This window comes from uncultured Clostridium sp. (genome assembly GCF_937920395.1).
Lineage (GTDB): Bacteria > Bacillota > Clostridia > Clostridiales > Clostridiaceae > Clostridium_AD.
This window is the reverse complement of record NZ_CALEVF010000325.1, coordinates 1-15,852: the sequence shown is the minus strand read 5'-3', so window position 1 is coordinate 15,852 and position 15,852 is coordinate 1. Positions and strand designations below refer to the sequence as shown.

General features: G+C 29.0%; 11 protein-coding genes and 1 pseudogene. 8 read left to right on the top strand and 4 right to left on the bottom strand.

Going from position 1 to position 15,852, the window contains the following annotated elements; all coding sequences use genetic code 11:
* Both Q0649_RS20015 and queC read left to right on the top strand, forming a co-directional pair.
* The coding region (locus tag Q0649_RS20015) for a GTP cyclohydrolase I (protein WP_298845991.1) at positions 1-284 on the top strand (284 nt) is incomplete at its 5' end.
* Positions 285-320: 36 nt separating this feature from the next.
* Complete coding sequence (queC, locus tag Q0649_RS20010; RefSeq protein ID WP_298845988.1) at positions 321-989, top strand: 7-cyano-7-deazaguanine synthase QueC; 669 nt, start codon at positions 321-323, stop codon at positions 987-989.
* Between the two features lie 205 nt (positions 990-1,194).
* Here the strand turns inward: queC and Q0649_RS20005 are convergent, their stop codons facing one another.
* Positions 1,195-2,145 (bottom strand): GNAT family N-acetyltransferase, encoded by a 951-nt coding sequence (locus Q0649_RS20005; RefSeq protein ID WP_298845985.1) that lies wholly within the window; start codon positions 2,143-2,145, stop codon positions 1,195-1,197.
* A gap of 27 nt (positions 2,146-2,172) precedes the next feature.
* Entirely contained in the window at positions 2,173-2,865 is a 693-nt protein-coding gene (locus Q0649_RS20000; RefSeq protein ID WP_298845983.1) for a hypothetical protein, read from the bottom strand.
* Positions 2,866-3,268: 403 nt separating this feature from the next.
* On the opposite strand from Q0649_RS20000, the gene Q0649_RS19995 reads away from it, so the two are divergent.
* Positions 3,269-5,356, top strand: coding sequence for a helix-turn-helix domain-containing protein (locus Q0649_RS19995; RefSeq protein ID WP_298845980.1), 2,088 nt, complete (start codon positions 3,269-3,271; stop codon positions 5,354-5,356).
* Positions 5,357-5,501: 145 nt separating this feature from the next.
* Positions 5,502-6,929: an MATE family efflux transporter gene (locus Q0649_RS19990; protein ID WP_298845977.1), complete on the top strand. Its 1,428-nt coding sequence runs from the start codon at positions 5,502-5,504 to the stop codon at positions 6,927-6,929.
* 75 nt (positions 6,930-7,004) lie between these two features.
* Here Q0649_RS19990 and Q0649_RS19985 read toward each other — a convergent pair whose 3' ends face one another.
* Positions 7,005-7,655, bottom strand: a complete 651-nt coding sequence (locus Q0649_RS19985; RefSeq protein ID WP_298845975.1) for a Type 1 glutamine amidotransferase-like domain-containing protein — start codon at positions 7,653-7,655, stop codon at positions 7,005-7,007.
* Positions 7,656-8,149: 494 nt separating this feature from the next.
* Between Q0649_RS19985 and gltX the strand changes: the two genes are divergently transcribed.
* Positions 8,150-9,805: a glutamate--tRNA ligase gene (gene gltX, locus Q0649_RS19980; protein WP_298845972.1), complete on the top strand. Its 1,656-nt coding sequence runs from the start codon at positions 8,150-8,152 to the stop codon at positions 9,803-9,805.
* Between the two features lie 105 nt (positions 9,806-9,910).
* Here the strand turns inward: gltX and Q0649_RS19975 are convergent, their stop codons facing one another.
* The gene (locus Q0649_RS19975; RefSeq protein ID WP_298845969.1) at positions 9,911-11,956 is read right to left on the bottom strand and encodes a methyl-accepting chemotaxis protein; all 2,046 of its coding nucleotides are present in this window, start codon (positions 11,954-11,956) and stop codon (positions 9,911-9,913) included.
* A 577-nt stretch (positions 11,957-12,533) separates the two neighbouring features.
* Here Q0649_RS19975 and Q0649_RS19970 point away from each other — a divergent pair.
* The 3 genes and pseudogenes from Q0649_RS19970 to Q0649_RS19960 all read left to right on the top strand — a co-directional run.
* On the top strand, positions 12,534-13,157 hold the full coding sequence (locus Q0649_RS19970) for a sugar transferase (RefSeq protein WP_298845968.1): 624 nt from the start codon (positions 12,534-12,536) through the stop codon (positions 13,155-13,157).
* A 51-nt stretch (positions 13,158-13,208) separates the two neighbouring features.
* Positions 13,209-14,060, top strand: coding sequence for an NAD-dependent epimerase/dehydratase family protein (locus Q0649_RS19965; RefSeq protein ID WP_298845966.1), 852 nt, complete (start codon positions 13,209-13,211; stop codon positions 14,058-14,060).
* A 98-nt stretch (positions 14,061-14,158) separates the two neighbouring features.
* A pseudogene (locus Q0649_RS19960) lies at positions 14,159-15,166 on the top strand (glycosyltransferase family 4 protein); the annotation flags it as partial.
* Positions 15,167-15,852: the final 686 nt, after the last annotated feature.

Here is a 15,852-nt window from a genome sequence, read left to right as displayed (position 1 = left end):
TTCCTAATAAAAAGATTATTGGTCTAAGTAAAATAGCAAGAATAGCTGATATGGTGGGCCGAAGACTTCAACTCCAAGAAAGAATAGGAACAGATATTGCAGAGATTATGGAAATAGTAACAGCATCGAAAGACATAGCTGTTATTATAGAAGGTGAACATGCCTGCATGACTACTCGTGGAATAAAAAAACCAGGCACTAAAACAATGACAACTACCTATAGAGGAAGATTTAATACTGACGTAATTTTAAATAATAAATTAATGATGCTTTACACTAAATAAATGATATCTAAAACAAATTAAAGGAGTCTGTAAATTATGAATAAAGAAAAAGCAGTAGTAGTATTCAGTGGTGGCCAAGATAGCACTACTTGTTTATTTTGGGCATTAAAAAAATATAAGGAAGTTATAGCTGTATCTTTTGATTATGGTCAGAAACATATATTAGAACTTGAATGTGCAAAAACTATATGCAAAGAGCATGATGTTGAATTTCATGTTTTAGATTTACATTTACTTAATCAGTTAGCTCCAAATTCCTTAACAAGAAAAGATATGAAAGTTGATGAATCAGCTCCTACTAATGGTGTTCCCAATTCTTTTGTAGATGGACGTAACTTATTGTTTTTAACTTTTGTAGCCGTATTTGCAAAGCAAAGAGGTATAAATAATATAATAACCGGTGTATCTCAAAGTGATTTTAGTGGATATCCCGATTGCCGAGATGTGTTTATTAAGTCCTTAAATGTAACCTTAAATTTAGCTATGGGTTATGATTTTGTAATTGAAACCCCCTTGATGTGGATTAACAAAGCAGAAACTTGGAAAATGGCTTATGATTTAGGTGTGCTTGATGTGGTCAAAGAGCAAACATTAACTTGTTATAATGGTATAAAAGGTAACGGTTGTGGAGACTGTCCCTCTTGTAAACTAAGAAAAAAAGGATATTTAGAATTCAAAGAAAAATATTTGGTACAAAAAAAATAAAACAAACTGTTATTACACTGCAAAGCTTTGTAATAACAGTTTATTTAAATAATCATCAGTTATTGTTCCATCAATATCAATACATATATTTAAATTTTTCATAATCCTTCACTCTCCTCTCTATGCTTTCATTATATGCATGAAAGGTTAAGAACAGGTTAAATAAAGGTTAGGTTTTATTTAATTATTATTATCACCCGTTGCTTTAAGTTATTACATAATAATCCATTACAGAAACCTCTTCAAATCCACAAGATTCGTAAAGTCCAAGTGCATTTTTATTTTGACGTGCAACTTCAAGAAAAACATTATCAACATCTTTTTCTCTTAATATATCTAATGTAGCTAATAAAACTTCTCTTCCATAACCTTTGCCTCTAAAAGCTGGAAGCATTCCAAATCCATAAATAAACCCTTCCTTATTAATTATGCTAATGTGAACTTTACCAATAATTTCCTCTTTAAGAAGTGCCATATAACTAATAAAATTATTACCTTGCTGAATAAAAGAATTTTCTAAAGCTTCTTTACCCTCATTAACTACCTTATCCATATTAACTGCTGTATCATCTATTTCATTTTGCGGCTTTCCAAAATAAATAGAGGTTTGACTATCAATTTCAGCTGCATCCTCAATAGTTGCTAATCTAAGTTTAACAAGACTAGAATTCTCTTGTTTATTATTAATATTAGCCTCTAAATTTTTTCTATTTAAACCCATTTTATACTCTGATGAAACATATTCACCTCCAATAGAATTGATAAATGTCAATCCCGAAATAGATGTATGATCACATAGCACTAGAATCTCTGCTTGAGATATTTTTTGCCATTCTTCCTTCGCCATTAAATATAGTTTTCTAAATATTCCACGTCGCCTAAAGTCAGGATGCACCATTCCACTTATTTCAACTGAATTTCCTCCGAAATTACATACTCCTAAATATCCTACTAAAATCTTATTCTCATAATAAAGAAATTCTAAAAAAGCTTCATCCTTTGTAATTTTTTTTCTTTGGCTTCTTTTTAAATCAAGTTCCAATTTTAAGTAAGTCTTTTGTTTTTTGTAACAAATAGCGCAAAGACTCCTAATAGCCTTATTATCTTCCTCATCTAATTTTAATTTCATACAAATAGTTTGATTATAACTATTCATTATTTTCCCCCTAGTATTTCCTTTAATTTAAATTCTACTTTTCTTACTTTTACTAACTCTTTTACTAGTTTTTTTGCTATTCCTATCTCTAGAAACAACCATCCAAAAATGTTTAATAGTATGAAACCCTTCATAAAAAAAACCTGTTTTACAAAAGAAGAGCTCATCCTCCTTCGTTTTTTTCTGCACCCTAAATGGGTAATCATCAAGATTTCCTGAGTAGCAAATAAACTTTTCCATAATCCTACAAATATCTGTTGGTGTTATCTGATATGTTTCTAATGTTGTAAGCCTTATGCCTGCATTCTTTAAAGTTTCCATAACAAATTCAGTACATATATATGTCTTGTAAACAACATACCTTTTATTATTAATAAGCCCAATAGCTTGAAGAAAATTGTAGTAATAAACCTCTGCATCGTTATAAACTTCGTAAATATATTTACTTATCAATTCATATTCTTGCGTTGTAACGGGTATCCTGTATATGTTAATAGGTACATTTTCTTTTAGTCCTATAGTAAGAGTAAATGCGCTCTCACGCACTATCCCCCCCACAAGAGGATTACTTACTGACAACCTACAAAATGAATACATTTGACTTAAATTTTCATCTAAGCTAATGGAGGCATGATTATATTTCTCTTTTAAAAATCTTCTAACTATCTTCCCTGTAGCTGTTGGTGTTCTTGAAATAACAACATAAATATTTTTTTCCATTTCATTTCTCCTTGTTACCACTTATATAAACCGGTGACTTTCATTCTAAGAAGTGTCTAAACTATAAAATTCACACAAAATAATAATTTTTAGAATAAAGAAAATGAAATTATTTATATTATAAACTTTAGCATAATTATTTTCCACAAAAACCATCCTTACATAATATACTTTTATCAATTAATATATTCTAAACTCATCATTATATTATTCCCAAATATGAAATTTTTATGTAATTTATTATGTAGAAAATATTTATTGACAAAATATAAAATTAAACATAATATTTCTTTATTACCTAAAATATAAAATTAAATTTACTATTTAATTTACGTGGTCTATCATGTCTCAATTTAAGATGTATAATATATATACACATAATCAAAATAAAGGGGTTACTAAAATGAGAAAAGAATATATAAGTTATATGAATGATTTACCTATAAGTATCTCCCTTAAGAATATAAATGACTACCCGATACACTGGCATAATTCTATAGAAATAATCTTTGTACTAGAGGGCACTGTTAATGTACTTATAGAATCAGGAAATTATGAAGTATACGCACGTGAACTTGAGATTATAAATTGTGATGAAGCGCATAGAATTTACTCGGATGTTGAAAATAAGGTATTAATTTTTCACTTAGACCCTACATTTTTCGAAAAATATTATGATGATATGAAAAATATATATTTTTATACAAACTCAAGTGAAGAAGGTGCACAAAGAGAGGAAAAGTATGATGTTCTACGAAAGTATTTATCTATTTTAGCTTGCGAAGTAATACAAAAAAGCGAAAACTTTGATGATCAGATAGAGTCCATTTTAGTAAAGTTATTATTCCATTTAATAAACAACTTCCACTATCTTTCATATGACGAAAAAGATATAAAAGAGAATGTAACACAATTTCAAAGATATCATAGAATTATTAGATATATATACAATAACTATATGAACAAGATAAGTTTGCAGGATATAGCAAGCATAGAATATTTAAGTTCTTATTATTTATGTCATCAAATAAAAGAAATGTCTGGAACAAATTTAAAAGAATTAGTAAATAATGTACGAGTAGATGAATCTATTAAATTATTATTAGATACTGATAAAACAATATCAGATATTTCTTTTGATGTTGGTTTTTCTCATGCTAGGTATTACAATAAAAGTTTTAAAGATCATTATAAGTGTACACCACTACAATTTAGAAAAAAATATGATATACCAGCTGATCAATTTGATAATTTTAAAAAAATACAAACTTATGATCTCTCTACTTCCATTCAATATTTATCCAATTACTTAGAAGACTATGATAGATTTAACTATACAAATAAAATTATAAAACTACAAACAGATTTTACTCTCCCAAGTGTACATTTATACCATAAATGGGAAGAAAATATAAATTTAGGTCAAGCAAAAGAACTTATTAAAGCAAGAGAACAAGAATACCTAAGAACTTTTCAAGAGGCTATAGGTTTTAAAAATGGTATTGTTCAAAATCTCTTTGGAAAAGAAATGAAAATATATTTTAATGAAAATGTAAATTTTTTAAATTGGAATGAAGTTGAAAAGCTATTAGAGTTTTTAATGGATATATCACTTGTTCCAGTAATAATTTTAGATCAAATTTTTGAAGAAAAAAGTTCTTTCATAAAGCTTTTAGAAAGCTTTATATTATATTTTGCAGATATATATGGAATAGAGGTTGTAAAGTTATGGAGATTTCAAAGTTCAATAAATCTTTCTATAGAATATATAGAGATTTCTAAGCAAATTTTCGATAAATATCAACTGCAAGATTTAATAGAAGAACCTTTTAATGGCCCGGAAGCTATAAATACTATTTATGACTCATCATATATGCTTCCATATATTATTCATAATTTTATTAATGATACTAGCAGCTTAAATGCATTAAAAGCTTTCGACACCGTAGAAGAAAACTCAATTTTAAATAATGAACTATTTTTCGGATCACCTGGACTTCTTACATTAGACGGAATAAGAAAAGCTTCATATTATGCCTATTATTTATTGTCTAAACTAGGAGATGAGGTTATAGATAAAGGCGATGGATATATTATCACAAGAAGAGATGAAGATATCCAGGTTTTACTTTACAGTTACAGTGATGAACTTAATACCTTAATTAAGTTAGAGGATTTATCTAAAGGTAAAGGTATTAAAAATATTACTGAGAGAAAGATATCCTTATCAATTAAAAATTTGATTCATGACTACAAAGTTATTAAATATGAAATCGGAGAAAAAGTTGGCTCAGCTTATGATATCTGGTTACGCATGGGTAAGCCAAAACGACTTGGTTATGATGAGTGGAAAATTCTAACTAAGATTTCTACTCCTAACATTTCCTTATCATATGCTAAAAAAACAGCAGTTTATAATAACATAATAAAAATAGAAGGCTATGGTTCTACATTAATAGTTCTTCAAGAAGTACAAAAACACCTATTTTAGGGTGTTTTTTTGTTATTTGTATATAATGCTAACTCTCATGTTAGCAATTTTGTACTTTTTATCTAGCAAGCATGTGAATGTTAAAAAATGCATAATAGCGTAAAATAATATTATAGAAATAAAAATTTAAGGAGTAGTGGATTTCATGACACTAAGTAACATCGCAGAAAGTAATAAAATGTTTGCTGAGGAAAACATTTCTAAACTTTTATATAAATTCTCAGTACCAGCAATAATTTCTTTAATGGTAGCAGAAATGTACAACATGGTGGATTCAATGTTTTTAGGTCAAGCAATTGGTGCTAATGCAATTGGTGCTTTAACCATAGCATTTCCAATTCAAAGACTATTCTTTGCCATATCTATGCTTATAGCTATCGGTGCTTCAACTTGTGTTTCACGAAGCTGTGGAGACAAAGATTATGAAACTCTTAAAACAATTATACCAAATGCTATAATTTTAATGTTTATAATAGTATCTATAATTGCTGCTAGTATTTTTATTTTTCAAGATAGGATTTTAATTAGCCTAGGAGCCTCTAAAAACACATTTTCTCTTGCAAAAAATTATATAAGTATAATCTTAATCGGTGTACTATTTCAATCTTTCACCGTAATTGCATCATATATTATAACATCTTTTGGAAACACCAAAATAGTTTTATTAAGCACTTCTATTGGAGCAATTTTCAATGTAATTATAGATTATTTTCTAATAAATGTATTTTCATACGGAGTAAAAGGAGCTGCTATAGCAACTGTTGCATCGCAAATAATTGCTTTTATATATGTTCTAATTGTATTTATAAAATTAAAAACAAGTTTGAATTTTTCTTTTAAATTACGTCTTAATAAGGCAATATCTATTGGAATAATTAGTATTGGATTTTCAACCTTTATAGTAGAGATATCTGATGCACTAGTAGCTGCTATCTTAAACAATCTACTATTCTCCTATGGTGGAGATTCAGCTATTGTAACAATAGGTTTAACTACAAGGGTTTCAATGTTTTTGTTTATGACTGTTATGGGTATAAGTTCAGCTATGCAACCAATTGCTGCCTATAATTTTGGTGCTGGAAATTATACAAGATTAAAAGAAGTCGTTAAATCATCCATAATTGCAGTTTCTGTAAGTTCAACTTTATTATGGGCAATATTTATGATTTTTTCAAACCAACTAATAGGTTTATTTATAAGTGATAAAGCCATTATCGAACAAACCACTAAGGCTTTTAGAATGGTTATCGCTGTATTTCCTTGTATTGGGGTATATTATTTAGCAATTTCTTATTGCCAAGCTATAAATAGAGTTAAAGCCTCTTTCAAATTGTCAATCTTCAGGCAAATAATAGTATTTATACCACTTGTATATTCATTTGTAATTGGTTTAGATATGGGAGTCTTCGGAGCATGGCTTGCTTATCCAATTTCAGATGTGATATCCTTTATTACAGCAGCTATATTTATAAGGTATACTTATACATCACTTGAAATACTAGAAAGGCATCAGATTTTTAAACTTAATAAGATCAAAATGAGAATAGCAAGTATCGCTAGAACTGCTAGCTAATATATTTCTTCAAAACAAAAATATAGTTTTGTAAAAAATCAATATAAAAAAATAAAATACTACTTTGATTTTTTATTAGACTTGTTCTATTTCTCCCTCTTTTATCATATTTATATCTCCATAAAATTGTAATTCATTGTTAATTACAACTATTCCATCTCCGTCATTACAAGTATAAACTATATTACCGGTATTATTAGAATACTTCTTTATATCATCTAAATACTTACTACTCTTATTCCAATGTGGCATAAAATTAAAATCAACTAAAGCCAAAGATGATAGATTTGATAAACCTACTATATCCTCACCGCCAAACTGTGCAGCTGATATATCATTTGCCATCATTATGGCACCTGCGCATAGCCCAATAATACACCCACCATTTTTCACATATCGTCTTAGCCTAGTTATAAAATATCTTTTCTTAAGATTATTTAAAAAATAGTAAGCATTACCACCTGATAAATATATTACATCAGACTTAAATATTGCATCTATTTTATCCATACTGCAAAAATCATCTATATCAAAATAATTAAATTCAAAATTTCCATATTCACGTAATTGCATTTTTGTATTTTTGAAACTTTCTAATTTCTTATCAGTTATTGAAGGAATATAACTCATAGTATATTTTCTATCTAAAAATATTTCTTTCATTCTCTTTATTAAATTCACATTGTCCTTTTGAGTAAACCCACTGAGCAAAACTAACGCTCCCATATTATTATCACCTCACTTTCATATCTCCCATAATCTTAGTTACAAAATGATTATGAAACTAAATTAAAACCTAAATATCCTATAAGATTTCGATTATTCTATATATTATAACATATTTATGAAAACCTATACATGAACATATAATTAATTCTTTTTTAAAGTCTATGAGATTTTTTAGCACAATATTCATCCTCTACTACTAATATATGTTGTTTATTAAAAAAAGTGAATTTAAACATAATAGTCTCTAATAATTGTGTACTAAAATAAACATGATATATCTGTTTTTTCTTGTCACTTGGATTGTAAAATTTGCTATATTGACATCTTGTAAAAATATATGTATAATTGAAGTTAAATGTAATGGAAGAGATAAGTATGTATAATTTCAATTTAGGTGGTATCGCGAAAGTTTACCTTTCGTCCTATTATATTATAGGATGAGAGGTTTTTTATTTTAAATTAAACTACTTACATAAGAAAGGATGATTAATATGGATTATTTAAAACTAGCTAATTTATTATTACCTGACGTATCCGAAACTCCAGAATACTATAGAAATATTTACCCTAAAAGAAATCTTAAACCTAATGCTATGGTTACAAGATACGCACCAAGTCCTACTGGCTTTCAACATCTTGGAGGTGTCTTTGCTGCTCTTATATCTGAAAGGCTTGCACACCAAAGCGAAGGTATATTTTATTTTAGAGTAGAAGATACTGACAAAAAAAGAGAGGTAGCTGGAGCAATTGAGGATAGCACAAGCACTCTTCGAGATTTTGGTATTAACTTTGATGAAGGTGTTATAGATTCTAATAACGAAAAAGGTGCCTATGGACCATATAAACAAAGCGACAGAATTAATATATATCATGCCTTTGTAAAGTCTCTAATATCAAAAGGCCTCGCTTACCCTTGCTTTTGCACTACAGAAGATTTAGATAAAACGAGAACAATTCAGCAAGAACTAAAAATCAATACAGGATATCATGGCAAATGGGCTATTCACCGGAATTCAACAATGGATGAAATTACTTCTGAGCTCGCAAAGGGTACGCCTTATGTTATAAGACTTAGAGCACCCGAAGAATCTGGCAAAAGAGTTGTTTGTAATGATTTAATTAAAGGTACCATAAGTATGCCAGAAAATGACCAAGACATTGTAATTCTTAAAACAAACGGAATTCCAACATATCATTTTGCTCATGCTATAGATGATCATCTGATGGGAACAACCCATGTAATTCGTGGTGAGGAGTGGCTTTCATCTCTTCCTATACATTTACAGTTGTTTGAAATGTTAGGCTTTACAGCCCCACGATATGCTCATATACCTACAATTATGAAAATGGATGGAACATCAAAACGTAAGCTTAGCAAGAGAAAAGACCCAGAAATCTCAGTTGAATTTTATAGATCTGAGGGGTATCCTTTTATAGCTGTAACTGAATATCTTGTTAATTTAATTAATTCAGATTTTCAAGAGTGGAGGGATGCTAATAAAAATCTCCCTTGCACAAGCTTTAATATTACCCTTGAAAATATGAGCAAAAGTGGAGCCTTATTTGATATTTTAAAACTTAACGATATTAGTAAAGATGTTATAGCTACTATGGATGCATCTACTGTATATGATCTTTATCTTAATTGGGCTAAAAATTATGATGTTAAAATGTCAGAATTATTAATAGCAAATGAAGAATATGCTAAAAAAATATTTAATATAGAAAGAGTTAATGACAAACCAAGAAAAGATTTTGTGAAATGGTTAGATGTAAAAGAACATATTGTATACTTTTTCGATGATCTTTACAAGAATAGCCTTATTGAAGGATACAATTTCCCTGATCATATACCAATGGACGAGGTAAGAAGTGTACTTTCAAGTTATATAGGTGTATATGATTTTTCTCATGATAATGATACTTGGTTTGCGACCCTTAAAGAACTTGCTTTAAACCTTGGATATGCAAAAAATGCGAAAACTTATAAAAAGAATCCAGATTTGTTTAAAGGTCAATTATCAGATGTTGCAACAATTGTAAGAGTGGCATTAACTAATAGAACACAAACTCAAGATCTACATGAAGTTATGCAAGCTATGGGTGAAAAACGTGTTATTGAACGATTAAGCCAAGATTTTAAATAACATGTAAATAAAAAAGGAAACCAAATATTTTTTGGTTTCCTTTTTCATTTATACCCTCTGCCTAAACCTGAAAGTCGTCCACTCTATCTTTATATTGTTATATTTTTACAAATTAAATCTATTCATTTTTTCCCTAAGTTCATTAGTTGAATCTTCTAATTGTTGTACTAACCCATCCATATTCTTAGTTTCACCATATTGATTTTCAATTACAGAACTTATTTGACCCACAGAATTTGTAAACTCTGTGCAAATAACATTTACCTCTTTAAGGTTGTTTATGACACTTCTATTTTCATTGTTTAATTCATCGATACTAAGATGAATATTGCAAATAGACCCTGCAATATCGTCAGTTGAACTTAATGCCTTTTTATAACTCACAATAGTATCATTTATAGCACTATCCTGCTCATTAAAAACCCTATTAACTTCGCCTATGCTATTTTCAGTCCTTACCATATTATTATGTACACTACTAACTATATCTTGTATTTTACTCATTTGCTCACCAATACCCTCTGATAAGCTTCTAATTTCTTTAGCAACCACACTAAATCCAGCACCATATTTTCCAGCTGTTGCAGCTTCAATTGATGCGTTTAGAGACAATATATGAGTCCTTTTAGATATGTTATTAACAACATCTACTATATTGTTAATTCCCATAAAATCTGTATATAACTCCTTGAAAGAATCATTTACCCCATTTAACTTATTTGTACTTTCTTTATTTATATATTTTAAACTAGTTACTGAACTTATATTTGTATTATTAATCTCCTTAATATTTTCAGCCTTTAAGAACATATCGGTAGATTGTTTTTTAATGATTCGGACTTTTTTTGTTATTGACTCAAAAGACCTAACACATACATCTATTACATTATTTAACTTATCAGTATCATTAGAAACCACTTGGGTGTTTTCTGTGATTATCTCCATGCCATTTACTATATTATGCTGCGTTGTACCAGTAACTTTGTTAATATGCAAAAGCTCCTCTGTCACCTTAGCTATGTCATAAACTAACGATTTAATATTTTCAGTCATAGTATTAAAACTCATTGCTAATTTACCAATTTCATCATTACTTTCTATTACGTTCACAACTGAAAGATTGCCATTTGAAATTTCTACTGTGTTTTTCACAAGTTTATTCATTGGTCTTAGAATTCTTCTTATACATATATAGCATATTGGAACCATTACTATAAGCATTATAAAAGTCATTAACACTATAAGTTTTCCTATTGTATTTGAAGAACTTTTTATATTATTCTCATTTACTGTAAGCACCACTAAACTTTTAAGTTCTGGTACACTAATATAAAATGCATTAAATTTATCTTTACCAGTCCTATATGTAAACTCTTTCATATCACTCTTTTGAAAACTTTTTTTATCTTTTGTAATACTAATTAGTTCAGAAATGTCTAGTTTTTTATTAATAAGATGTTTATCTGGATGATATATTATATTTTGATTACTATCTACTACGAATAAAAATCCATCGTCTAAGAATTTAAATTTATCAAATCTCTGAGAAAAATAGTCTATGTATACGCTTTTCCCAGCTATTCCTATCACATTATTATTTTCATCCTTAATTGGTTGTACAAATGTAACTACTGGTTTGAAATTTACAACAGATGTATATACTGAACTTACGAAAGACGAACCACTCAAAGCTTTTTTAGCGTAATCATTTTGACTTAAATCACTATTTAAATATTCCTCATCACTATCGGCTATAATCACTCCATCTTTATCTGCAATGAACTCATGTTCATCAGTCTTATTACTTTTAGCATATGTCTTTAACTTATTTGTCATATCTTCAATTTCACCTTTATATTTGATCTTAAACTCATCACGTTTTGTAACATTTTTATGTTTTACAAGTCCAATAATGTCCTCATTTAATGCATTTTTTTCAACATCACTTGTTTGTAATTTTATTAAATTTTTGAAATTTTCATATACCTCGTTAGACACTAACTTCATGTTCTGTTTATTAGTGCTTACCATTTTATTATAAGTAACTCTATATATAATAACATTTTCTATAGCCATAAAAAAAGCTAATGTCCCAGCTACTATCAAAATAACTTTTATAGGAATGGAAATATTTTTAAAATTTACAATCATTGGATACAACTCCTTTAGATAACATTGGATATATTGTAAATATTATATTACTTGACGTAAGTTAAGTTCATGTTAACTAGATGTTAAAGTTTATTATGGACTATTAATAAATTTAATATAGTAGATAAAAATCAATAATTTACAACTTCTGTTCTTTTTTAGCGTGGATTGCTTAACATACCGTTATATTAAACAAATTACAATTGATTTTACTTGACTCCTTATGTGAAATTGAGTTATATTTAATACTGGATTTTAAGAACAGATTAGAATGAAAAATAAAAGGTTCTGTACTCAAGTGTACAAAATTAACTAAAATTATTACATTATATGTTGTAATTTGATATAATGGTTATATAATTTAAACAAACTTTTTATTTTAACAAAGCAATTAGGTACAAGCATTATGTTTGTTGACTACACGCAAAAGAGGTAATTATAAAAAGATTAATAATATTATTTAAATGCTTTAGTAGAATTAGTCAATCTAATACTAAGTGCTGCAAAGCTAATAAACTTAGCGTTTATATTAGCCTTATTTTTTAAAAAAAAAATTGCAAACAATTAGGAGGATATTATGAAAAGATTTTTGGACAGTGCATTTAGTTTATTTATTTTAATGTTACTATCACCATTATTTTTGATTATAGGAATAATGATAAAGTTAACTTCAAAAGGGCCAGTATTTTTCACTCAGATGAGAATAGGTAAAAATAATGAATTGTTTAAATTCTATAAATTTAGGACAATGAAAATTGGAACACCTGATGTATCAACTGATAAACTTGATAATTCAAAAAATTATATAACTCTAATTGGAAAATTCTTAAGAAAATCTAGTTTAGACGAACTTCCACAATTAATCAATATACTTAAAGGAGATATGACCTTTGTGGGACCAAGACCAGCTTTATACAATCAGTATGAACTTAAGGCAATGAGAACAAAAGCAAGCGTTCATGTATTACTGCCAGGAGTTACTGGATGGGCTCAAATTAATGGACGAGATGATAACGATGATTATAATAAAACCGTACATGACGTATATTATTTAGAAAACAAATCATTGTCACTTGATATAAAAATATTATTTAGAACGGTATCTAAAGTTATAAAAGCAGAGGGAATACGCGATGATGGGTTCGAAAAGTTACATGATAATAAACCCGAAGCGAATAGGTCTAAAGATTCTACTTTATAAATTTTATTAGGTGGTATAAAACGTATCTGTTAAGAAGGAGATGATATTAAGATGAAAAAAATACTTATAACAGGAGCTAATAGCTATATAGGTACATCTCTTGAGAAATGGCTAGAAAGTTATTCTATAGATACAGTGGACATGAAAGACAATTCATGGAAAGAAGAAGATTTTTCAAAGTATGATGTAATTTTTCACGTTGCTGGGATAGCACACGTATCAACAGATCCATCCATGGAATCATTATATTATAAAGTCAATCGTGATCTTCCCATAGAGACTGCTAAAAAAGCAAAAATGGCTGGTGTAAAGCAGTTTATTTTTATGAGCAGCATAATAGTTTATGGTGATAGCAGCAGTGTAAATGGTGGAAAAGTAATAGATAAAAACACTGTTCCAAATCCCAGCAATTTTTATGGAAACAGCAAGCTTCAAGCAGAGGTGAATTTAAAACTTTTAGAAAGTGATGATTTTAAAATTGTTATTCTTAGACCGCCTATGATTTATGGGAAAGGATCTAAAGGTAATTACCCAAAACTCGCGAAGCTCGCTCAAAGACTTCCGGTATTTCCAGCTATTAATAATCAGCGAAGTATGCTTCACATAGATAATTTATGTGAATTTATTAGACTCATGATTGAAAATGATGAGCGAGGAACATTCTATCCTCAAAATAGCGAATATGTTAAGACTTCAGAAATGGTGAAACTTATTGCAAAGACCCATGGTAAGCAAATTAGACTAACTAGTGTATTTAATCCACTAATACGTCTTATGGGTTTAAAGGTTGCATTACTTAATAAGGTCTTTGGCAATTTGGTTTATGAGAAGAGTATGTCTGATTATAAAGAAAATTATAGAATTAGGGATCTGAAACAATCAATTGTGGCAACAGAAAAATAACTAAGAGGGGGGTTAATGAATTGAAAAAACATATTTTAGTTATAACCCAATATTTTTATCCTGAACAGTTTCGTATAAATGATATTTGCAGCGAATGGGTGAAACGAGGATATAAAGTAACTGTTATAACTGGAATACCTAATTATCCCCAAGGTGAGTATTACAAAGGGTATGGACTGTTTAAGAAGACTAAAGAAGTCTATAATGGTATAGATATAATAAGACTCCCACTAGTACCTAGAGGAAAGAATTCTATAATGCTTTGTTTAAACTATTTGTCCTTTGTTGTATCAGGTTTTTTTTGGAAATTGTTCACAAAAATTAGAGCTGACTTTGTATTTATATTTGAAGTATCACCAATGACTCAAGCTTTGCCAGGTGTATGGTATGCTAAAAAGCGAAAGATACCATGTTACTTGTATGTTCAGGATCTTTGGCCTGAAAATGTGGAAATAATTACAGGAATAACTGACAAAAGGATTACTAGTGCTATAGGTAAGATGGTTGACTATATATATGCTGGTTGTACACGGATTTTTACGACATCAAATAGCTTTGTAAAATCAATCCAAAATCGCGGTGTACCAATAGATAGAATAGAATATTGGCCACAGTATGCGGAGGATTTTTATAGATACATAGAAAAAACAGACATTGAAGAAATTCCAGATGATGATGCTTTTAATATAACTTTTGCTGGCAATATCGGTAATGCGCAGGGCTTAGATATATTGCCAAAAGCGGCAAAAATAATTAAAGAAAGTGGCTATGAAAGAAAAATTCGTTTTAATATTATTGGTGATGGCAGATATAAATCATCATTAATTCAACTTGTAAATGAGGGTAACTTAGGAACTATGTTTAACTTTATTGATAAACAAAAGGCGACTAGGATACCAGATTTTATGGCAGCAAGCGATGCGGCATTCCTGTGTTTAACAGGTGGACCATTATTTTCAATGACAATCCCTGCAAAGCTCCAATCATACATGGCTTGTGGCTTGCCTATTATTGCATCAGCTAATGGCGAAACGGATAAAATAATTAAAGAGTCAAATTCTGGTCTTTGCGTCCCGGCAGGTGACGATTCGGTACTTGCAGATATGATAATGAAATTATCTAGTGAATCAGCAGAGTCATTGCGAAAACTCGGGGTAAACGCAAGAGCATATTATGATAACAATTTTAACAAACAGGATTTACTAAATAGAATTGAAAAATATTTTGGAAATAATTTAATATCGGAGGAGATACATATGTTTAAAGGTAAAACATTAATGATTACAGGAGGAACAGGTTCTTTTGGAAACGCTGTACTTAAAAGATTTTTAGATACAGATATAGCAGAGATTCGTGTATTCTCAAGAGATGAAAAGAAACAGGATGATATGAGAAAATTATATAAAAACGATAAAATCAAATTTTACATTGGGGATGTACGTGATATATCTTCAGTAAAAAATGCTATGCATGGCGTAGATTACATATTTCACGCAGCTGCATTAAAACAAGTTCCATCTTGTGAATTTTTCCCTCTTGAAGCAGTTAAAACTAATGTATTAGGTACAGATAATGTACTTACAGCTGCAATTGAGTATGGAGTTAAAAAAGTAATATGCCTATCAACCGACAAGGCAGCATATCCAATAAATGCTATGGGAATTTCAAAAGCTATGATGGAGAAAGTATTCGTAGCTAAGTCTAAAACAGTATCACCAGACAAAACATTAATATGTGGTACTAGATACGGAAATGTTATGGCAAGATCGGAAGAGCGTCGTGTAGGGAAAGA

Excerpts from the sequence above, each read along its gene's own strand:
- queC (WP_298845988.1), top strand. The coding sequence starts at position 321 with ATGAATAAAGAAAAAGCAGTAGTAGTATTCAGTGGTGGCCAAGATAGC.
- Q0649_RS20005 (WP_298845985.1), bottom strand. The coding sequence starts at position 2,145 with ATGAATAGTTATAATCAAACTATTTGTATGAAATTAAAATTAGATGAG.
- Q0649_RS20000 (WP_298845983.1), bottom strand. The coding sequence starts at position 2,865 with ATGGAAAAAAATATTTATGTTGTTATTTCAAGAACACCAACAGCTACA.
- Q0649_RS19995 (WP_298845980.1), top strand. The coding sequence starts at position 3,269 with ATGAGAAAAGAATATATAAGTTATATGAATGATTTACCTATAAGTATC.
- Q0649_RS19990 (WP_298845977.1), top strand. The coding sequence starts at position 5,502 with ATGACACTAAGTAACATCGCAGAAAGTAATAAAATGTTTGCTGAGGAA.
- Q0649_RS19985 (WP_298845975.1), bottom strand. The coding sequence starts at position 7,655 with ATGGGAGCGTTAGTTTTGCTCAGTGGGTTTACTCAAAAGGACAATGTG.
- gltX (WP_298845972.1), top strand. The coding sequence starts at position 8,150 with ATGGATTATTTAAAACTAGCTAATTTATTATTACCTGACGTATCCGAA.
- Q0649_RS19975 (WP_298845969.1), bottom strand. The coding sequence starts at position 11,956 with ATGATTGTAAATTTTAAAAATATTTCCATTCCTATAAAAGTTATTTTG.
- Q0649_RS19970 (WP_298845968.1), top strand. The coding sequence starts at position 12,534 with ATGAAAAGATTTTTGGACAGTGCATTTAGTTTATTTATTTTAATGTTA.
- Q0649_RS19965 (WP_298845966.1), top strand. The coding sequence starts at position 13,209 with ATGAAAAAAATACTTATAACAGGAGCTAATAGCTATATAGGTACATCT.